The sequence below is a fragment of the Amycolatopsis acidicola genome (assembly GCF_007713735.2).
GTDB classification, from domain to species: domain Bacteria; phylum Actinomycetota; class Actinomycetes; order Mycobacteriales; family Pseudonocardiaceae; genus Amycolatopsis_E; species Amycolatopsis_E acidicola.
The window spans coordinates 1-19,918 of record NZ_VMNW02000123.1 but is presented as its reverse complement, the minus strand read 5'-3'; the positions used below and the strand labels follow the sequence as shown (position 1 = coordinate 19,918).

At 70.6% G+C, this 19,918-nt stretch carries 17 protein-coding genes; 9 read left to right on the top strand and 8 right to left on the bottom strand.

The annotated features are described in order from the left end of the window. Window positions 1–359 precede the first annotated feature (359 nt). Window positions 360–1,535 carry an SGNH/GDSL hydrolase family protein gene (locus tag FPZ12_RS41800; RefSeq protein ID WP_144757977.1) on the top strand — a complete coding sequence of 392 codons (1,176 nt, stop codon included), beginning with the start codon at window positions 360–362 and terminating at the stop codon, window positions 1,533–1,535. Between the two features lie 5 nt (window positions 1,536–1,540). Here FPZ12_RS41800 and FPZ12_RS41795 read toward each other — a convergent pair whose 3' ends face one another. From FPZ12_RS41795 to FPZ12_RS41760, 8 genes are all read right to left on the bottom strand, one after another. Further along, entirely contained in the window at window positions 1,541–2,152 is a 612-nt protein-coding gene (locus FPZ12_RS41795; RefSeq protein ID WP_144757976.1) for a TenA family protein, read from the bottom strand. Between the two features lie 11 nt (window positions 2,153–2,163). Further along, window positions 2,164–2,910 carry a glutamine amidotransferase gene (locus tag FPZ12_RS41790; RefSeq protein ID WP_144757975.1) on the bottom strand — a complete coding sequence of 249 codons (747 nt, stop codon included), beginning with the start codon at window positions 2,908–2,910 and terminating at the stop codon, window positions 2,164–2,166. After that, window positions 2,911–3,933 (bottom strand): phosphotriesterase family protein, encoded by a 1,023-nt coding sequence (locus tag FPZ12_RS41785; RefSeq protein ID WP_144757974.1) that lies wholly within the window; start codon window positions 3,931–3,933, stop codon window positions 2,911–2,913. Further along, window positions 3,930–4,940: an ABC transporter permease gene (locus FPZ12_RS41780; protein WP_144757973.1), complete on the bottom strand. Its 1,011-nt coding sequence runs from the start codon at window positions 4,938–4,940 to the stop codon at window positions 3,930–3,932. The genes FPZ12_RS41785 and FPZ12_RS41780 overlap by 4 nt, the downstream gene beginning before the upstream one ends. Window positions 4,941–5,028: 88 nt before the next feature. Further along, window positions 5,029–5,775, bottom strand: coding sequence for an ATP-binding cassette domain-containing protein (locus FPZ12_RS41775; RefSeq protein ID WP_144757972.1), 747 nt, complete (start codon window positions 5,773–5,775; stop codon window positions 5,029–5,031). Beyond that, window positions 5,775–6,785 (bottom strand): substrate-binding domain-containing protein, encoded by a 1,011-nt coding sequence (locus FPZ12_RS41770; RefSeq protein ID WP_144757971.1) that lies wholly within the window; start codon window positions 6,783–6,785, stop codon window positions 5,775–5,777. The genes FPZ12_RS41775 and FPZ12_RS41770 overlap by 1 nt, the downstream gene beginning before the upstream one ends. Next, the gene (locus FPZ12_RS41765) at window positions 6,761–7,675 is read right to left on the bottom strand and encodes a carbohydrate kinase family protein (protein ID WP_166463085.1); all 915 of its coding nucleotides are present in this window, start codon (window positions 7,673–7,675) and stop codon (window positions 6,761–6,763) included. The genes FPZ12_RS41770 and FPZ12_RS41765 overlap by 25 nt, the downstream gene beginning before the upstream one ends. Next, a complete protein-coding gene (locus tag FPZ12_RS41760) occupies window positions 7,672–8,523 on the bottom strand; it encodes a BtpA/SgcQ family protein (protein WP_144757969.1) in 852 nt (283 codons plus the stop codon). Before FPZ12_RS41760 ends, FPZ12_RS41765 begins: the two co-directional genes overlap by 4 nt. A 149-nt stretch (window positions 8,524–8,672) precedes the next feature. On the opposite strand from FPZ12_RS41760, the gene FPZ12_RS41755 reads away from it, so the two are divergent. The 8 genes from FPZ12_RS41755 (at window position 8,673) to FPZ12_RS41720 (ending at window position 19,754) form a co-directional block, all read left to right on the top strand. Further along, the gene (locus FPZ12_RS41755) at window positions 8,673–9,683 is read left to right on the top strand and encodes a LacI family DNA-binding transcriptional regulator (RefSeq protein ID WP_208026196.1); all 1,011 of its coding nucleotides are present in this window, start codon (window positions 8,673–8,675) and stop codon (window positions 9,681–9,683) included. A gap of 186 nt (window positions 9,684–9,869) precedes the next feature. After that, a complete protein-coding gene (locus FPZ12_RS41750; protein WP_243770300.1) occupies window positions 9,870–10,874 on the top strand; it encodes a LacI family DNA-binding transcriptional regulator in 1,005 nt (334 codons plus the stop codon). A 27-nt stretch (window positions 10,875–10,901) separates the two neighbouring features. Further along, complete coding sequence (locus FPZ12_RS41745) at window positions 10,902–12,521, top strand: FAD-dependent oxidoreductase (protein ID WP_144757967.1); 1,620 nt, start codon at window positions 10,902–10,904, stop codon at window positions 12,519–12,521. Window positions 12,522–12,737: 216 nt separating this feature from the next. After that, window positions 12,738–14,885, top strand: a complete 2,148-nt coding sequence (locus FPZ12_RS41740; protein WP_144757966.1) for a hydantoinase/oxoprolinase family protein — start codon at window positions 12,738–12,740, stop codon at window positions 14,883–14,885. After that, window positions 14,882–15,394 carry a hypothetical protein gene (locus FPZ12_RS41735; RefSeq protein ID WP_144757965.1) on the top strand — a complete coding sequence of 171 codons (513 nt, stop codon included), beginning with the start codon at window positions 14,882–14,884 and terminating at the stop codon, window positions 15,392–15,394. Before FPZ12_RS41740 ends, FPZ12_RS41735 begins: the two co-directional genes overlap by 4 nt. A 2-nt stretch (window positions 15,395–15,396) precedes the next feature. After that, window positions 15,397–16,671: a TRAP transporter large permease subunit gene (locus FPZ12_RS41730; RefSeq protein ID WP_144757964.1), complete on the top strand. Its 1,275-nt coding sequence runs from the start codon at window positions 15,397–15,399 to the stop codon at window positions 16,669–16,671. Further along, on the top strand, window positions 16,668–17,390 hold the full coding sequence (locus FPZ12_RS41725) for an alpha/beta fold hydrolase (protein WP_144757963.1): 723 nt from the start codon (window positions 16,668–16,670) through the stop codon (window positions 17,388–17,390). The genes FPZ12_RS41730 and FPZ12_RS41725 overlap by 4 nt, the downstream gene beginning before the upstream one ends. Window positions 17,391–17,393: 3 nt before the next feature. Then, complete coding sequence (locus FPZ12_RS41720; RefSeq protein ID WP_150980734.1) at window positions 17,394–19,754, top strand: polysaccharide lyase 8 family protein; 2,361 nt, start codon at window positions 17,394–17,396, stop codon at window positions 19,752–19,754. The last annotated feature ends 164 nt before the right edge of the window (window positions 19,755–19,918 follow it).

Below are 19,918 nucleotides of genomic sequence, written 5' to 3'. Positions count from 1 at the left end.
CCCGGCGGCTGTCCGGCCCCTGTCGGCCTCTCGCCCGGCGCTGGTCCGCTTCCCGTCCGGCGCCAGCCCGCTTCTCGCCCGGCGCCGGGCCCGCCCTGTTGTCCCGCGCCGATCCGCTTCCTGTCTGGCGCCTGCCCGGCCGTCTGTCCGGTCCCTGCCCGCCTCTCGTCCGCCTGGCGTCTGTCCGGTCCCTGCCCGCTTGCTGTCCGGCGCCGATCCGTCGCCCGCCTGCCCGGCCGCCTCTCGCCCCGGCGCCTGCCCGCCCGCCTGCCCGGCCGCCCGTGCGAAGCGCCGCCTTGACATTGCTGGAACGTTGTTCCACACTGGCCTGGAACAACGTTCCACAAAGGGGGCTGGTCATGACGAGCACTGACGACGATCACTGGGTCCGCTCCTGGGCCGCCGCGCCCCAACGCACTGACCAGGAATCGCTGGAGGTCGCCGGGTCGACCTTGCGCCAGGAAGTTCGCCTCAGTTGCGGGGGCAGCCGGGTCCGGATCCGGTTCACGAACGAGTCCGGCGGAACCGGGCTGAAGATCGGGGCGGCACGGGTGGGCATCGCGGGCCCCGGCGGAGCGGTGTCGCCGGGCAGCGATCGCCCGCTCACGTTCGCCGGCGCGCGGTCGGCGTACGTCCCGGCGGGTGCCCCCGCGGTTTCCGACGCGGTGGATCTCGTCGTGCCGGCCTTGGCGACGCTCGTGGTCAGTGTCTATTTGCCCGGCGGCGTAAAGGAAATCACCGGGCACAACCTCGTCGCCGGGCCCGGCTGGATCATCCCCGGCGACGAGACCGCGGCGGCCGGACTTCCTGCCGGCGCCGAACCTTTGGACGGCCGGGTGCTGTTGTCGGGTGTCGAGACGCTCGTCGCCGGCTCTGCCGTGGGCATCGTCGCGATCGGCAGTTCCGGCACCGACGGCGCGGGGGCGACGAACGCGGCCGGCGGCGGCTGGCCCGAGCGACTCGCCGCCCGGTTCGCCCGCGCCTCGGACCGTCCCGTGGCCGTCGCCAACCAGGGCATCAGCGGAAACCGTCTCCTCAATGACGGCTTCGGCGCATCGATCCTCGCCCGGCTCGACCGCGACGTGCTCGCCCTGCCCGGGGTGACGCATCTCGTCCTGCTCGGCGGCATGAACGACCTCGCCTTTTCCGTCGCGTCCGGCGAGGTGGACCCGGAGTTCGCCGGGATCATGAAGACCGACGCGCCGGTCGGGACGGCGGATGTCCTCGCGGCATACCGGCAGATCATCGAACGGGCGCACGCGCGCGGGGTCACGGTGTTCGGTGGCACGCTCACGCCCTGCGGCGGTTCGGGTTCCAGCACCCCGGACGGCGAAGCGGCCCGCCTTCAGGTCAACGACTGGATCCGCGGCAGCGGAGCGTTCGACGCGGTCCTCGACTTCGACGCCGTGTGGCGCGACCCCGAAGATCCCTCCCGCATGCTGCCCGGTTTCGACTTCGGCGACCACCAGCACGGCAACGACGCCGGCCATCAGGCGCTGGCGGCCTCGATCGACCTCGGGCTGTTCGGCGGCTGAGCCGCTCAGCCGAAAACGGCGTCGTGGAAGGCGGTTTCCGCGGCGAGCATGCCGGTGAACCACGCGTGCACCCTGGCGTCCGGGATGTCCGCCGGCAGTGCGTCGACAGCCGCGGCGAGGGCGCGGACGCCTGCGTGGAACGGTTCGGCCGCGTGCAGCTCGACCCAGTCGGCGATGGGGCCCGGCGGCACGTTCCCCTTCTCGTGCGCCGCGGAACACCAGGTGTGATAAAGGGTTTCGGCCGCGAACAGCGTCGTCATCACCGCCGCGTAGCCGCCTTCGCGCGCGGCCTCCAGGGCGAATTCGCTGAGCCGCTCCGACTGCGCGAGCTGCTTTTCCGACATGTCGGCGGCAGCAGGCCACTCCGCGCGGGCGGCGCGGAAGTACGCCGTCTGCTCGCCCACGAGCGCGTGCACAGCGCGGGCATTCGCCTCCACCGCGGTCCAGGATGGCGCATCCCAGACCGCGAGCCCGTGCAGCCGCGTCGCGGTCCGCACGAAGGCCTCCTCGATCAGCAGGTAGTTCGCGTACGGGACGGGCGCGATCGTGCCGTCGGAGACCTCGCGGATGAACCGCATTTCCAGCGCCTCGGCCAATTCCCCACCCGCGACCAACATCTCCGCACGACTCACCGCGCGAGCCATTCGACGAGCCCGCCGAAGATCCGCGCATACCCCGGCCATTCCTCGCAGAACGGTTCCGGCGCCCAATGCGGCGAACAGTCCGAAGTGAACACCGCGCTGCGGCCCGCGCCGAACTCCGACACGGCCACCAGCGGATCACCGTCGAGAGTGGCCAGCACGGAGCTGTTCGCGCGCGGCAGCACCCGGTTATAGCCCAGCAGCAAAGGCCAGTCGCCCTCAGCGCCGCCCAGCGCCGGGTGGCTGGGCTCTTTCACGTCGGCTTGCAGACCGGCGGGAGACTCGACGCGGTCGTCCTCGGCGAGCAGCTCCACCGGGAGCACGTCGTGCAGGGAAGTGTTGCGGTAGGCCGCTTTCCCCTCGAAACCCGTGAACGACAGGTAACCGCCGACCATGAGCAGCCCACCGCCGGCGTGCACCCAGTCCCGCAACGCGCCGAGCCTGTCACTGCCCGGCCGCGCCTGCTCGAACACGCTGGGGGAGAGCTGGATCGAGTTCGCGCCGATGTCCGACAGCACCACCACGTCGTACGCGGAAAGCGCTTCCCCGTCGTCCGGGAACTGTGCCGGGACGAGGTGCGCGGGCAGGTGCGTGACCTCGTGCCCACGCCCGGTCAGCGCGCGGCGCAAGGGCTCCACGCCCTCGACGTAAGCGCTGGTGGTGAACGAGTCCATGCCCTTCACGTGCACGGAATGGGTCATCCAGCTTTCGCCGGCGATCAGCACGCGGCTCACTCAGTTTCCTTTCGCTGCGGCGGCGAACAAACGCGCCGGGTTGGTGGTGAGAAGTTCGCCCGCCGACACGCCGAGTTCGGCGAGGCGTTGGGCGAACAGGGTTGGTACGTAACGGAAGCCGTTGCCGCCGTAGGTGGTCAGCATCGATTTCAGGAACACGTCGTGCGACAGCAGGAGCTGCCGTTCGTGTCCATTGTGGACGAGTTCGGCGATGGCCAGCGCGGTGCGGTCGGGCGGGGGAGACGTGCCCTCGCCGGGATAGGTGAACGGCATCCCGATCATGTCGAACTCCAGCCACACCCCGCGTTCCGCGACGGCCCGCTGGTAGCCGCCGTCCTCGCCGGAGGGGTCCATATGGCACAGCACCACCGCTTCCGGCGCGACACCGTAATCGCCGAGCACGATGTCCAGCACCTCGTGCGCCCGCCGTTGCCAGCCGGGCAGGTGCACGAACAGCGGCACGCCCGTCTCCCGCTGCGCGCGGGCCGCGGCGCGCAACGTCTTGTGCTCGTCGGGCGTGAAATCGGGGGACACGCCGATCTCGCCGATCACGCCGGGCCGGATGCCGGGCCCGCTGAACTCGGCGACCAGTCCGGCGGCCAGTTCCTGTTCTCCCGTAACGGAAATCCCGGCCGGGTGGAACGGCTCAAGGTACCAGCCCGAGCCCATCACGATCCGCACACCGGTCCGCTCCGCGAAACCGCGCAACGCCTCCGGGTTCCGGCCGATCCCGGGCGGGGTCAGGTCGATCACCGTGCGCCCGCCGGCCTCGGCGAACGCTGTCAGATCGGCCTCGGTCGCGCGGGCGTCGTCGAGCACGCAGTGGTCCAGGCAGGCGTACGGCTCCTCGCGGAGCAGCCACGCGATGTCCGGCGCGGTTTTGGCTTCCCGCAACCAGTTCAGCTCCGGATCGCGAGGCGGGCGCACGGCGGAGCGGATGTCGTTGGCCAGGTGCTCGTGGGGCAGCGTCAGGCCCAGCTCCGCCGCGGGCACCGGGCCGGTGACCGTCTGCACGGCCGTCATCGGCGGGCCAGATGGGCGAACAGATCGGCGAAGGACCGGCCGCGCAGGTTGACCCAGATCGCGAGGATCAGCACCAGCCCGGTGACGATCGGGGTGAGGAACGGGCTGACCCCCAGCAGCGTCAGCCCGTTCGCGATGACCCCGGTGATCACCGCGCCGATCACGGTGCCGATCATCGTGCCGCGCCCGCCGAACAGGTTCGTGCCGCCCAGCACCACGGCCGCGATCACCGTCAGTTCGAAGCCCTGTCCCGAGTTCGACGAGCCCGAGCCCAGCCGCGCCGCGGTGAGGATGCCCGCCGCTCCCGCGGCGAGCCCCGCCAGCGCGAGCGTGATCATCTTGATCCGCGCGGTGCGGACCCCGGCGCGGCGCACCGACTCCTCCTGCGAGCCGATCCCGTTGACGTAGTTGCCGAACGGGGTCTTCGCCAGCAGCAGCCCGCCGACGAGGACGGTGACCAGCGCGATCCACGCCAGCACGGAGAAGCCGAGTAACTTCGCCGAACCGATCCGCGCGACGAACAGCCGCGAGTCGATCGGCACCGAGAAACCCTGCGTCCACAGCTGGGCGATGCCGCGGATCACCGACATCGTGGCGAGCGTGACGATGAACGGCGGGATCTTCTGGTACGCCGAAAGCCAGCCGTTGAGCAGGCCCCACGCGAGCCCGGCGGCCAGCCCGATCACGATCACGATCGACGAGTCCAGCCCCGCCTCCAGCAGTTCCGCGGTGCAGGCCGCGACGAACGCCAGCGTGGAGCCGACCGACAGGTCGATCTGCCCGGTGGTGATCACGAACGTCATCGCGACCGCGACGATCAGCGTGATCGCCACCTGGGTGGCCAGGTTCGACAGGTTGTCGAAGCTGAGGAAGTTCGGCGCGGCGATGCCGAACACGATGAACAGCAGCACGGTCACGCCGAGCATCGCCACGGTCGCCTTGTTCGAGCGCTGCCACCAGGAAGGGGTTTCGGCGCGCACCGTGGGCGCGGAAAGGGTCGCGGTCATGCCGCCTCCTTTTCGGACGCGGCAAGCCGCGGCAGTGTTCCAGCGTCGGCGAGCATGGCGCTCGATGATTCGGACCTGCAAGCAGTCCTCATGCCGCCTCCTCGGAGTTCGCCCGCGTGATCATGGCCACGAGCGTTTCGATGTCCAGGTCGGCCACGGCCTCGTCCTCGACGCTGCGGCCCTCGTACATCACGGTGATCCGGTCGCACACCTCGAACAGGTCCTGCAGCCGGTGCGTGATCAGGATGACCCCGACCCCGCGCGCGGCGACCTCGGCGATCATCCGCAGCACCTGCCGCACCTCGGCCACGGCCAGCGCGGCGGTCGGCTCGTCCAGGATCAGCACCGCCGGGTCGAACGACACCGCCCGCGCGATGGCGACCGCCTGGCGCTGGCCGCCGGAGAGCTGGCCGATCTCCTGGTAGGTGGACTTCACGCGAACGTGCAAAGTGGACAGTGTCTCGGCCGCCGCGCGGTGCATCTTCCCGCGGTCGACGAACGGGCCCCGTTTCGGCTCACGGCCGAGGAAAAGGTTGCTGGCGACGTCGAGCGTGTCGCACAGCGCGAGGTCCTGGTACACGATCCCGATGCGCTCGCGCCGCGCGTCGGCCGGGCTGGTGAAGCTCACCGGCCTGCCGTTGATCCGGATTTCGCCGGAGTCGTGCCGCAGCGCCCCGGAGAGCACCTTCATCAGCGTCGACTTGCCAGCGCCGTTGTCGCCGACCAGGCCCAGCACCTCGCCCCGGCGCAGGGTCAGGTCGACCCCGTCGAGGGAGCGCACCGCGCCGAAGGACTTGGTGATGCCGCGCAGCGACACCAGTTCCTCGTCACTCATCACTTCTCCAGGTAGTACTGGTAGTCCGTCACGTTCTCGGGGGTGACGATCTGGATCGGCACCGGCACGTCCTTGGGCGCCTGCCTGCCGCAGGCGAGGTCGATCGCCGCGTTCATCGACTGATAGCCGAACTCGAAGCTGTTCTGCTGCACGACACCGGCGATCCAGCCCGCGCGCAGCCCGCCGACGGCCTGTTCCGAGAGGTCCCAGCCGACGACCTTGACGTTCCCGGTGCGCTGCTGGCTGGTCACCGCGGCGGCGAGCCCGATCAGCGCCGGTTCGCCGGTGGCGTAGACGTAGCCGAGCTCGGGGTTGCCGGTCAGCAGGTTCTCGGCCGAGGTCTGCGCGTTCTCCTGGATGTTGCGGCCGTCGACGACGGTGCCCACCTTCATCCCCTTGGCCGTCACCTCGTCGGTGAACCCCTTCTGCCGCTCGTTCTGGATGGTGCTGTTGAGCGCGCCGACGATGCCGACTTCGCCCTTGCCGCCGGAGATCTGCACGAGCTTGTCGGCGATCTGCTTGCCGCCGTCCGCGTTGGCGACGCCGACCTGGGTGGACACCGCCGGGTCGTCCACGACCGCGTCGACCGCCACGACCTTCACCCCGGCCGCGGCCGCGCGCCGGATCGCGGGCTTGATGCCCTCGGTGTCCACCGCGTCCACGATGATCGCCTGGTAGCCGTTGGCCACGAGGTCGTCGATCGCGTTGGACTGGGTGGTGGAGTCGTCGTTGCCGTTGACGATCTGGGTCTGCGCCCCGGCCAGGTCCGCGACGCGCTGGGCGCCGGTGTCGACCTGGTTGAAGAACAGGGCCTGCAGGTTGATCGGCACGATCCCGACCTTCGGCTTGCCGCCGTTGACCGTGCAGGACTGCGCGACCGTCGTCGGTGGTGGCGGACCCTGTTGCGCCGCTTGCCTTTCGGCGGCTTGCTGCGCGCGTACGGCGGAGTCGCAAGCGGTGAGGCCGATCGCGAGCACGCCCGCGATCAGGGCGATTGCTGTCCGGCGCATGTCTTCTCCTCTTCGGAAGTCGGAAAACGGCGGAGCAGGGGGAGTACCTCGGAGCGGCGGGGCGAACCGGCCCTGGCACCGGGCCGGGTGCAGGACAGGCCCGCGGCGACGCCGGCGAAGCGGGCGGCGGCGAGCGGGTCGGCGCCACGGTCGAGTTCGGCGCAGTACGTGCCGGTGAAGCAGTCTCCGGCGCCGGTCGCGTCGACCACGGTGACTTCGAGCGCGGGTTCGTGGTGCGTTTCGCCGCCGGGGGAGTGCAGCCACCAGCCGAGCGCCCCGGCGGTGACGGTGAGGTGGACGCGGCATTCGACGGCGAGCGCGGCCAGGTCGGTGCCGCCGAAAAGCCGCGCCGCCTGGTCCCGGCCGACGATCACGTGCCGGGCGAGCGTCAACGCTTCCCTTGCGGCGTAAGGGTCTTCGCAGCCGTCCAGGTCCACAATGGACGTTACTCCGGTGCGGGCGAGCGCCTCGGCGGCCGCCGGGAACCGGTAGCCGTCGAGGTAGAGCAGCCCGTCCGCGGCGGCCGTCGCGTCCGCGACGCGGCCGATGTGGGCGGCGGTGACGGCGTCGTCCTGGCTGATGATCGAGCGCTCCCCGTCCGGGGTGAGCAGCACGACCGCGGTGGTGAGCATCCCGGTGCGGGCGGTCCAGGACGTGTCGATGCCCTCGGCGTTCAGCACGGCCAGGAAGGCGTCGCTCGCCGGATCTTCGCCGACCACGCCGGCGAACCGGGTTTCGGCTTCCATCCGGGCCGCGGCGACGGCGGCGTTGGCGCCCATCCCGCCGTCGCGCCGGTCCACCGCGGTGGCCTGCACCCGGTCCGCGGCGCCGGGCAGCACCGGGACGCTGACGGTGAGGTCGCTGTTGGCGTAGCCGCAGAACGCGATCACGGCAGTTCCGCCCCGGCCGCCTCGGCGGCCTTGGTCAGCTGGCGCACCTTGGCCTGGTCCACCCGGCCCCACCAGCGGTTGTTGTCCTTCACCGAGGACGCCACGATCACGCCGTCGCAGGCCGGCAGCAGCTCCCCGATGTTGCCCGCGGTGATGCCGGAACCGATCACCACCGGCAACGTCGTGTTGTCCTTGATCCCGGCGACCTCGTCGAGCGCGGCGGCGTCGCCGGTGCGGGAGCCGGTCGCGATGAGCACGTCGGCGTCGAAGAACTCGGCGTCCTCGGTCTGCTCGGCCAGCGTGCGGTCGGCGACGATCGCGTGCGCGCCGTGCTTGACGTGCACGTCGGCGAACACCTTCACCGGGTTGGCGCCGATGCGGCTGCGGTAGCGCGCGGCGTGCGCCGCCTGGCCTTCGATGATTCCTTCGTTGGCGACGTAGGCGTTGGCCCACTGGTTCACGCGCACGAACCCGGCGCCGCCCGCCCAAGCGGACGCGATCGAGCACTCGGCGGCGTTGGACAGCACGCTCACCCCGAGTGGCGCGCGGGAGTCCGCGCGCACCCGCTCGGTGACCACGGCCATCGCCGCCGCGGTCTCGTAACCGTGCTCGCCGGGCTTGAGAAACGGGATGTCCCAGTGGTTCTCGACGATCACCCCGTGGCAGCCGCCGCCGAGGTAGCCCGCGGCCTCCTCGACGGCGAACCGGGAGATCTCGTCGAGCGGCGTGCCGCGGTAGTGCGGGCTGCCCGGCAGCGGCGGCAGGTGCACCACCCCGATGACCACCTTGTCCGTGCCGAACAGCTCGGCGACGGCGTTCGGCTTGGTCGGGAACACACCTGCGGACACTTCGGCTCCTGATGTAATCGATTGCACTCGGTTTCCGAGAAAGCTAGATACCTTCCCCGGCGGAGTCAAGGAGTATGCTCACCGAACTGGGGCTTACCCGATTAAGTTCGGGTTGCCAGCTGTCACGGGGAGGTAAACGATTGCATCGGGTGACCATCGCTGAGGTGGCAGAACGCGCCGGCGTGTCCACGGCGACCGTCTCGCGGGCGCTGTCCGGAGGGCGCCCGGTCTCGGCCGAGGTGACGCGCCGGGTCCGCAAGGCGGCGGCCGAGCTGGGCTACGCGGTCAACCCGATCGCGCGGGCGCTGCGCAACAGCCGCACGGACACGGTCGGCATGGTCGTGCCGAGTATCTCGAACCCGTTCTTCACGTCCCTGGTCGAGAGTGTCGAACACGCGCTGGGGCGGGACGGCAAGGAGCTTTTCCTTTGTGACGCCCAGTCCGACCCGGTGGTCGAGGCGAAACGCCTGGCGTCACTGGTTTCCCGCAACGTGGACGGCATCATCGTCAGCCCCACGCACGGAACCGAGAGCGCGTCGGCCGTCCTCGAGACCGCGCGGCGCCTGCCGCTGGTGCAGCTGGACCGGTTCGTCGGCGGCACGAGTACCGACTGGGTCGGGGTGGACGACCTCGCCGCCATGCGGCTGGTGCTCGATCATCTGCACGCCGCGGGCGCGCGTTCGGTGGCGTTCGTGGGGTCGCTGCTGACGAACTCGTCGACCGAGCAACGGCTCGCCGGATTCCGGCGGCGCAGCGCGGAACTGGATCTGAAGGTCGGGCCGGATTCGGTGCTGCTGGGGGATTACAGCGTCGAGTGGGGCGAAGCGGCCGCGGGCAAGTTGATCGACGCGGGAGAGCCGCCGGACGCCGTGGTGTGCGCCGACGACCTGATCGCGCTCGGCGTCACCCGCGGCTGCCGGGCGCGAGGCGTTTCGGTGCCCGGGCAGCTGCAGGTGACCGGATTCGACAACATCGAGTTCGCGCGGCTGAGCGATCCCGCGCTGACCACGGTGGACCAGCCGCGCGAGCGGATCGCCGCGGAGGCGGTGCGGTTGCTGGCGGCAGCGGGAAAGGCGGACGCGGGCGAAAAGCAGGCGAGTGCTCATATCGCGCTGGTGCCGGAGCTGGTGGTCCGCCAGAGCACGAAGCCCGTCGGTTGACAGGTCCCGCCCTGGCACACGGCCGCTGCTCGACCTTCACCCCGCGCCCGGCGGGCCGTCAAGGTGCTAATACGTATTAGTACTGCTGTTGTCCGAAAACGGACAGGAATCCCCGAACGGCATTGACGCACCCGCACTCGTCGCAGATCCTCGCCTAATCCGCATTAGCGACGAGGGAGGTGGGCGATGACGCGACGTTCGGGGATGGTGCGGCAGGCCGACATCGCCCGCATCGCCGGGGTCTCGCAGGCGACGGTTTCGGTGGTACTGGGCGGATCCAGCTCGGTGCGGATGTCCGAGGAGACCCGCGCCCGCGTGCTGCGGGTGGCCGAGCAACTCGGCTACGTGCCGCACCCCGTGGCGACGCGGCTGGCGTCGGCGCGGTCGCACATGCTCGGCCTTTACACCTTCCGCACCACGTTCCCGACCGACATCGCCGACTCGTACTACCCGATCCTGGTCGGGGTCGAGGAGGAGGCCGCGGCGCTGGGCCAGGACCTGATCCTGTTCACCGGCACCAGCGGCCCCGGTGCCTCGGAGGAGGCCGCGATCCGCCGGACCCGCGTCGCCGACGGGTGCCTGTTCTTCGGCAGGCACGTGCCCGAGGAGCCGGTCGCCGGGCTGGTCGAAGCCGGGTTCCCGTTCGTCTACATCGGACGGAGGCCGGAGCTGGGCGGCCGGATCCCTTACGTGGGCGCGGATTACGTGACGGCCTCGGCCGGGGTGCTGACCAGGCTGCTGGAACTGGGGCACCGCGAGATCCGCTACGTCCGGGAGTCCGACGAGGCGCCCTCGTCACGTGACCGGCAACGCGGCGTGCTCGACGCGGCGCCCGCGACCACGATCGTCCGCATCGACGGACCGCGGCTGGACCCGGACATCGTGCGGGGGTGGGTGCGCGACGGGGTGACGGCTGTCGTCGTGGAAGGCACCGACACCGGCGCCGCGCATGCGGCCGTGTCCACCGCTATCGCCGAAGCCGGACTGTCCACACCGGACGATCTCTCCCTGGCCGTGCTCGGCGGTCCGCCGGAAGCGAGCGGCTTCGCTGTGCCGATGCGGGAGATGGGCAGGCGCGCGGTGCGGTTGCTCGTGGATCTCGTGACAGACAAGGAAACCACGCCGCAACAGCTGCTGGCGTGCCCACCGGTGGCCGGCGAGACCGTCGGCCCACCCCGGAACCGTTCGTAGCAAACGAACAGCACAGAAGGACGGAGCATGCCTGAACTCGGCACCGAAATCCTCGTCGTCGGCGGCGGACTCGGCGGCGTGGCCGCCGCGCTGGCCGCCGCGCGGGCGGGGCATCAGGTCGTGCTGACCGAGGAGACCGATTGGCTCGGCGGTCAGCTCACGGCCCAGGCGGTTCCCCCGGACGAGCACCCGTGGATCGAGCGGTTCGGCGGAACCGCGACGTACCGGCAGCTGCGCGAGGGCATCCGCGACTACTACCGCCGCAACTACCCGCTGCGCGCCGAGGCCATCCGGCTGTCGGGGCTGAACCCGGGCGCCGGGCGGGTGAGCAAGCTGTGCCACGAACCGCGCGTCGCGCTCGCGGTGCTGGACGCGATGCTCGCGCCGCATCGGGCGGCCGGGCGGATCACGGTGCTGACCGAGCACCGGCCGGTCGCCGCCGAGGTCACCGGCGATCGGGTGGAGGCGGTCGTGCTGGAACACGGCGGCGAACGCGTCACGGTCCGCGCCGAATACGTCCTCGACGCCACCGAGAACGGCGACCTGCTTCCCTTGACGGGCACCGAATTCGTGGTCGGCGCGGAATCCCGCGGCGAGTACGGCGAGCCGCACGCGCCCGAGAAAGCCGATCCGGGGAACTTGCAGGGCATCACCTACTGCTTCGCCGTGTCACACCACGCCGGGCAGAACTACGTGATCGACCGGCCCGCGATGTACGACTTCTGGCGCTCCTACACGCCCGAGTTCTGGCCCGGTCCGCTGCTGGGTTTCCTCGCCCCCGACCCGCGCACCCTGGAGGCGGTCGGCCGGACGTTCGTGCCCAATCCCGACGCCGATCCGCTCGCGATCAACGCCGACCAGAGCGCCGACGCGGGGGACAAGGAGTTGTGGGGTTTCCGCCGCATCCTGGCGCGCGGGCTGCACGAGCCGGGTGCGTTCGACTCCGACATCACGCTGGTCAACTGGCCGCTCAACGACTACTGGCTGCGCCCGGCCCTGGAGATCGACGGCGTCGCCGGGCCCGAAGACGTCGCGCGGGCGCACCACGAGGCGAAGCAGTTGTCCCTGTCGGTGTTGTACTGGCTGCAAACCGAGGCGCCCCGCGTCGACGGTGGTACCGGTTTCCCGGGGCTGAAGCTGCGGCCCGACATCGTGGGCAGCGCCGATGGGCTGGCGAAATCCGCGTACGTAAGGGAATCGCGGCGGATCCGGGCGGTCACGACGGTGACGGAGCAGGACGTGTCGCTCGACATCCTCGGCCCGACCGGCCGTAAGTCCTATGTGGACTCGGTCGGGGTGGGGAGCTACCGTATCGACCTCCATCCGTCCACTGGTGGCGACAACTACGTGGACGTGGCGAGTGTGCCGTTCGAGATCCCGCTCGGCGCGCTGCTGCCGCAACGGATGCGGAACCTGGTGCCCGCCAACAAGAACCTCGGCACGACGCACATCACCAACGGCTGTTACCGGCTGCATCCGGTGGAGTGGAACATCGGCGAGGTCGCCGGTCACCTCGCGGGTTTCGCCCTGCGCCGCGGCAGCGAACCCCACCAGATCCGAGACGACGACAAGCTTTTCGACGAGTTCGCCCGCGTCCTCGACCAGGCGGGCGTCGAACGCCGCTGGCCCGAGGTGCGCGGCTATTAGCTGTTTTGGTAAGCGGCGGAGCCGTTTGCGGTGGGCCGTCACCTTGCACCGCCGGGGGTTCTGAGGTGGCCGCTGGCGAGGACAGCGCCGAAGTGGTGAATTGGCATTCATGATGAGGCGATCCCGGAGTCAGGGGGCGCCTCAGGTTCCCCTACCCGCACCGCCACGCAAACCACCTTGAAACATCTGTAGACCCACCAACTGGAGGTGTGGGCAATGAGGCAACATCCCAGCGGAGTGCGCATCGGGATCGATGTGGGCGGGACGTTCACCGACGCGGTCGCCGTGGACGCGCGGTCGTTCGAGCTGCTCGGCCAGGCCAAGGTTCCCACGAGTCACGATCATCCCGACGGTGTCGCGCACGGCATCCTGGAGGCGCTGGAAAAGCTGCAATCCGATGTGGGAATCAGCGCCGGTGACGTCTCCTTCCTGGCGCACGGCACCACGCAGGCCACGAACGCGCTGCTGGAAGGCGACGTCGCGACGGTCGGCATCGCGGGCATCGGCACCGGGTTCGACGCGTTCGCCACTCGCCGGCTTTCCGCGCTGGAGAAGCTCGAGCTGGCGCCGGGCCGCCGCCTGCCGATCCGGTACGCCGCGGTGCGCGATCCCAGCGACCCGGTCGCGGTCAAGGAGACGATCGCGCGGCTGCGGGAGCAGGGTGCCGAGGTACTGGTCGCGGTGGAACCGTTCAGTGTGGACGATCCCGATGGCGAACGCCTCGTCGTCACCGCCGCCCGCGACCAGGGCCTGCTCGCCACCGCGACGGACGAGATCACCAGCCTCTACGGCCTGACCAAACGCGCCCGCACCGCCGTGCTCAACGCCGGGATCATGCCGCGCATGGTGTCCACCGCCGACCTGGTCGAGGCCAGCGTGCAGCGCGCGGGCATCACCACGCCGCTCATGGTGATGCGCGGCGACGGCGGCGTCACCTCGCTGCCCGAGATGCGCCGGCGGCCGTTGCTGACAGCGCTTTCCGGTCCGGCGGCGGGCGTCGCCGGGGCGTTGATGGCGGAGAAGCTCAGCGAAGGGTTCTTCCTCGAAACCGGCGGGACGTCGACCGACATCAGCGCGATCCGGCGCGGCCGGGTGCCCGTGCGGCATGCCCGGCTCGGCGGCCGCGAGACGTACCTGCCTTCCCTGGACGTCCGCACGGTCGCGATCGGCGGCGGGTCGCTGGTGCGGCTGGCCGGGCACACCGTGACCGACGTCGGGCCGCGCAGCGCGCACATCGCGGGCCTGCCCTATGCCTGTTTCGCGCCCGCGTCCGTCCTTAGTGGAGCAAAGCTGGTCACGATGTCGCCGCGGCCAGGGGATCCGGCCGACTACGTCGCACTCGACGCCGCCAACGGCACACGGTACGCGCTCACCCTCACCTGCGCGGCCAACGCGCTCGGGGTCGTGCCTGCCGATGCTTACGCCCGCAGTGACCCGGAGTCGGCCCGGCTCGCGTTGCAGCCGCTGGCCGAGGCGCTCGGCGGCACCGTCGAGCAGGCCGCGCGAACCGTTCTGCGGCAAGCGATCAAGCCCATCCGGGCGGTGCTCGACGAACTGACCCGCGATTACCGCCTGGAGCACGTGACGCTGGTCGGCGGTGGCGGCGGGGCCGCGGCGGTGACGCCGTTCCTCGGCGCGGAAACCGGCGAGGACTGGCGGATCGCCCGGCACAGCGAGGTGATCAGCCCGCTCGGCGCGGCGCTGGCCCTGGTGCGCGAGTCGGTCGAACGCATCGTGCCCAACCCGTCCAACGCCGACATCCTCGCGGCGCGCGGGGCCGCCGAGAGCGCGGTGATCGAGCAGGGCGCCGACCCGGCCGGGGTCGAGGTGGAGGTCACCGTGGACCCGCAGCGCAACCTGATCCGCGCCGTGGCCACCGGCTCGACCGAGCTGCGTACCAAGGACCGATCGTCCACTGTGGACGAGAAGGCCGTGGTCGCCGAAGTGGCGCGCGGGATCGGGGTACCGGTCGCCGAGGTGCGCGAGCTGGCCTCGACGCCCCAGCACACCGTCTTCGGCGCCAAGGCCCGGCGCCGGGGCGTGTTCGGCCGGTTCGCCCCGCCCGCGCAGCACGTGCGCGTCGTCGACGGTGAGGGAGTCGTCCGGCTGCACGCCTCCGACGCCGTCGTGGCGAGCACCGAAGCCGGTGCCGCGCAAACGAAACTGGGCTCGCTGATCGACGCGCACACCCGCTACGGCGACGGCGGTTCCCGTGCGCCCGCTGTCTGGTTGCTCGCCGGGCCCAAGATCGCCGACCTGTCCGGCGTGCTCGACCGCGACCAGCTCGTCGCGCTGCTGGGCGCCGAGCTCAAGACCAGGGCGCCGGAGGAACCGGTCGTCGCGATACTGGAGGACCGCCGGTGAACGACGTCGACCTGGCCGTGCGCCTGCTGCGCGCCACGCCCACCCACGAACGCCGCGACGAGGCGCAGCTGCGCCGGTGGGCCGAGATCGCGCTGGCCTTCGGTGACGAACTCGCCGAAGCGGCCGAAGACGAGGACGTGCCCGTCGTCGAGCGCGATGGCGGCGTGACCGATGGCGAGCTGCTGCTCGCCGAATACCGCAAGGGCACGGTCACGGTCTACCGGGATTCGGTGGCACGGATGACGAAAATGGCCACCCGGCGGGGCTGGCCCGTGTCCGCGGACGCGTTGCGCAAGGCGGCCGTCGCGCACGAACTGGCCCACCACCGCATCGACGTGCGCGAGCTGAACCGCCGTCTCGGCCACACCGCCGCGCGGCTCGACCGGTTCCGGGTGCGCGGGCACGTCGCGGGCGCCGACGAGATCGCCGCCCACCGCTTCGCCCACCGCCGCAGCGGGATCGGCGTGAGCCCGCTCTTGCTGTCCACCGCCTTGTCCCAGGGAGACTGATCATGGGAATCGCGATTCTCGTCCTGATGGCCGTGGGCGTGGTCCTCATGCTCACCCGGGTGCTGCCCACCGCGTTCGCGCTCGTGCTGCTGGCGCTGGGCATTTCGATCCTGGCCGGCGCGCCGTGGTTCGGTGACAAGAACAGCATCCTCACCTCCGTGCTGCAAACCGGCGCGGCTTCGCTGGCGTCCACGATGATCGCCGTACTGCTCGGATCCTGGCTGGGCACGCTGATGGACGAAACGGGCATCGCCTCGACGCTGGTGCGCAAGATCGTCGAGTTCGGCGGCGAACGGCCGTCCGTGGTGGCGCTGGGCGTGTTCGCGGTGTCGATCCTGTGCGGCAGCATCACCGGTTCCGCCCCCGCCGCGATGCTCGCCGGGGTGGTCGGCATCCCGGCGATGATCGCGGTCGGGGTGTCGCCGGTGGTCGCGGGCGGCACGGTGCTGATGGGCGTCGGCGCGGGCTCCCCGCTGGAGCTGCCGGTGTGGCAGTTCCTCGCGGACGCGCTCGGCGCCCCGGTCGCCGACGTGAAATCGGTGATGATCAAGCTGTTCCCGATGGCGCTGGTGCTCGGCATCGCTTATGTGCTCGTCGAAACGCGGCGCAAGGGCGCGCGGCACGCCTGGGCGGTCAAGCTCGGCCGGCCGAAGGCGCGGGTCCGCCGCGGGGACGCGCCGTGGTACGCGCTGCTCACCCCGCTCGTGCCGATCGTGCTGGCGCTCGGTTTCGCGGTCCCGATCGTGCCTTCGCTGCTGGCGGGCGTGGTCTACGCGCTGGCGACGACGGCCCGGTGGGGCGAAATCAACGGGAGGGCACTGCGGTCGCTGTACCGGGCTTTCGAGGTGGCTGCGCCGCCGATCGCCTTGTTCGCCGCGATCGGCATCCTGCTCGCCGCGGTCAAACTGCCTGGCGCGAAGAACGCGCTGACGCCCATCGTGTCCGCGATCAGTCCCGCGGCGCCGTTCTGGTTCGTCGTCGTGTTCGTGATCCTCGTGCCGCTGTGCCTGTTCCGCGGGCCGCTCAACGTGTTCGGGCTCGGCGCCGGGGTCGCGGGCGTGCTGGTGACCGGCGGGATCTACCCGATGTCCGGCGTGATCGGCATGATGGCCTCGTACAACCAGGTGTTCGGCGTGTCCGACCCGACGAGCACGCAGACGGTGTGGGCGGCCCAGTACGCGGGCGTGCGGGCGGAGAAGGCGATGGCCTCGACCCTGCCTTACACGTGGGTGGTCGCGCTCGGCGGGATGATCCTGACCGCGGTGCTGTACCTGTGATCACCACGGCCGACGGACTGCGGCTCGAATCGCTCCGCCAGGGCAGTGGCCCGCCCGTGGTGCTCGCGCACGGCATCACGGCGGACCTGGACGAGCACGGGCTGTTCGTGCGCCTCGCGGATCGTCTCGACGAGGCCGGTTTCTCCGTGCTGCGCTTCAGCTTTCGTGGTCACGGCCGCAGCGACGGCACGCCCGGGGAGATGACGATCGCGGGGGAGCGGCTGGACCTGGCCGCGGCGGTCGGGGCGGCGGGTGGCCCGGTGTCGATCGTCGCGTCCAGTTTCGGCGCGGTGAGCACCACGCTGTCCCTGGCGGAGCTGCCGGTCTCGTCGGTGGTGCTGTGGCAGCCGGTGCTCGACCTGCGCGGCACGTTCCTGCGGCCGTCGCTGCCGCGCGCCCGTGCCCTGTACGAGAACAAGGAGTCGTTGCGGGACAACGGGTTTCTCGACATCGAAGGCCGGTTCGAGCTGGGTGCCCGGCTGTTCGAGGAGTTCGCGGAGCTGGATCCGCCGGCCGCGTTCCGCGCGGCCGGGCAGCCTGCGCTGCTCATCCACGGTGACGCCGACGAGCACATCTCCTTCGACGTCGCCCGCGACGCCGCGAGGCGTCCGCGCACCGACTGGCATCCCGTGGCCGGGGACGGTCACGGGTTCGCGAAGTACGGCAACGAAGTAGTGGACGCGACCGTCCGCTGGCTGACCCGCCAACCGAAGGGCTAGACCGTGACCAACCACGTTTCCCGCCGCTCCATGCTGTTCGGCACGGCCGCTGCCGTGTTCCTCGGCTCGGCCGTCGTCGCGCCCCGGGCGGTCGCCGCGACGAGCACGGACTTCGCGACCGTGCGCGCGCAATGGCGTGGCACGCTGATCGGCAGCTACGACACGTCCGACAAGGTCGTCACCACCTATGTGCGCGGGCTGGCCGGCACGGCCGACGACCTCTGGACGAAGCTGAACACCTCGGCCTCGCGCACCTACCTGTGGGCGGACCTGGACAGCAGCACGACCTCGGCCGTGCAGACCAGCGTCATGGGCCGCCTGCGCCGGCTCGCGCTGGCCTACGCGTCACCGGGTTCTTCCTTGTCCGGCAACGCTTCCCTGCTCGCCGACCTGCGCTCGGCGCTGGACTGGTTCCTGGCGAACAAGTATGGCGTCGGCGCGCAGTACGACAACTGGTGGGACTTCCAGATCGGCATTCCCATCGCCCTCAACGACTTCTGCGTGGTCCTGTTCGACCAGCTCTCGGCGAGCCAGATCGCGACGGCCAACGCGGCGATCAACCGGTACGCGCCCGACCCCAGCCAGGTCGCCGGAGCCCCGGCGACGGGCGCCAACCTCACCTGGAGCGCCTCGATCGGCGTCCTGCGCGGCGCGCTGACCGAAAACGCCGACACGATCGACGCCGCCATGACAGCGCTGAAGAAGCTCTACGCCTACAGCACGAGCGGCGACGGGTTCTACCCGGACGGCGGGTTCATCCAGCACACTTACTTCCCCTACAACGGTTCCTACGCCGTGTCCCTGCTGCAGTACCTGAGCTATCTGCTGGTCGCCGTGCAGTCCACGCCGTGGAGCGCCCCGGCCGATCAGGTGCGGCGTGTGTTCGACTGGACGCAGGCCAATTTCCGGCCGTGGATCTACCGGGGCGCGTTCCTCGACATGGTGCGCGGGCGGGCGCTGTCCCGGTTCTACGAGAACGACCACCGCATCGGCAGGCTGACCGGCGCCACGCTGCTGCAGCTGGCCCGCGTGCTGCCCGCCGAGCAGGCGCTCACCCTGCGGTCGCAGGTCAAGGGCTGGATCAAGGCCGACGACTACCAGGATTTCTTCACCTACGACCCGGTGCCGATCGAGCAGGTGCGGATCGACTCCATCGCGCTCGGCCGCGCGGTGCTCGCGGACGCGAAGATCCCGGCCGCCCCGGAGGACACCACGTCCGTGGTCGCGACCTCGATGGCCCGGATCGTCCACCGCAGGCCGGGTTTCGCGCTCGGGATCGCGATGGACAGCACGAAGATCAAGCCGTACGAGAGCGCGAACAAGGAGAACCTGCAAGGCTGGTACACCGGCGAAGGCGCCACTTATCTGTATCTGCCCACCCAGCCGGGGCACTGGACCAACGAATACTGGCCCACGGCGAACAAGTACCGGCTGCCCGGCGTCACGCTGGACACGAAAACGCTGGCGCTGGGCACGAACCGCGGGTCGACCAACACCTGGGCCGGCGGGGCGGTCCTGGACGGAAACGTCGCCGCGGGCATGGGCCTTTCGTTCGCGGTGCAGACGCTCAAGGGCCGCAAATCCTGGTTCTGCCTCGGTGACGTGATCGTGTGCCTCGGCGCGGGGATCACCAGCACGGACGGGCATACCGTCGAATCGGTGATCGAGAACCGCAACACCGGGCCGGACGGGCGTACGAACGTGCACGTCGACGGCGCGGTCGTGCTGCCGACGCCGAGCAGCACGCCCCTCGTGGTACAGCCGAAATGGATCTATGTCGACGGAATCGGCGGCTATGTGTTTCCGGCGGGCGGGCACGTGAACCTGCTGCGCGAGGACCGCACCGGGAAGTGGACCGACATGGACCACCGTGGCGTGTACGACGACACGACGGCCTACACGCGGCGGTTCATCACGATGTGGGTCGACCACGGGGTGAGCCCGAGCGACGGCAGTTATCAGTACATCCAGCTGCCCGCGGCCACGGCCGGCCGGACGGCGTCGTTCGCCGCGGACAACGACGTGACCGTGACGGCCAACTCGGCGCAGGTGCAGGCGGTGACCCAGGGCGCGACCGCGATGGCCAACGTGTGGCAGGCGGGCGCGCCCAAGGCCTCAGGCATCACCACCGACGCCCCGGCCTCGGTGGTCACGAGCCGCTCCGCGGGGACGTTGAGCGTCGCGGTGAGTGACCCGACGAAGCTCCAAACCGGACCGGTGACGGTCACCGTGGACGGGGCGGCGAGGTCGGTCGTGTCTGCGGATCCCGGGGTGACGGTGGTGGCTACTCGTCCGGATGTGGTGATTTCGGTGGAGGTTGGTGGGGCTGCGGGGGAGACTTTCGTGGCGCGGTTTGCTGCTTGAGGGGTTTCTCGCGTTGAGACAGCAACGGACGCGCGTAGCGCGCGCTGTGTGACACCCCACCACCGCCCCGATCTTTGAGTGTTCGCGATCTTGCCGCCGCGTCAAGGCGGGAAAGATGCCTTGACCCAGCGCCAAGATCGCAAGGACGGGCTGGGGATCGGGGC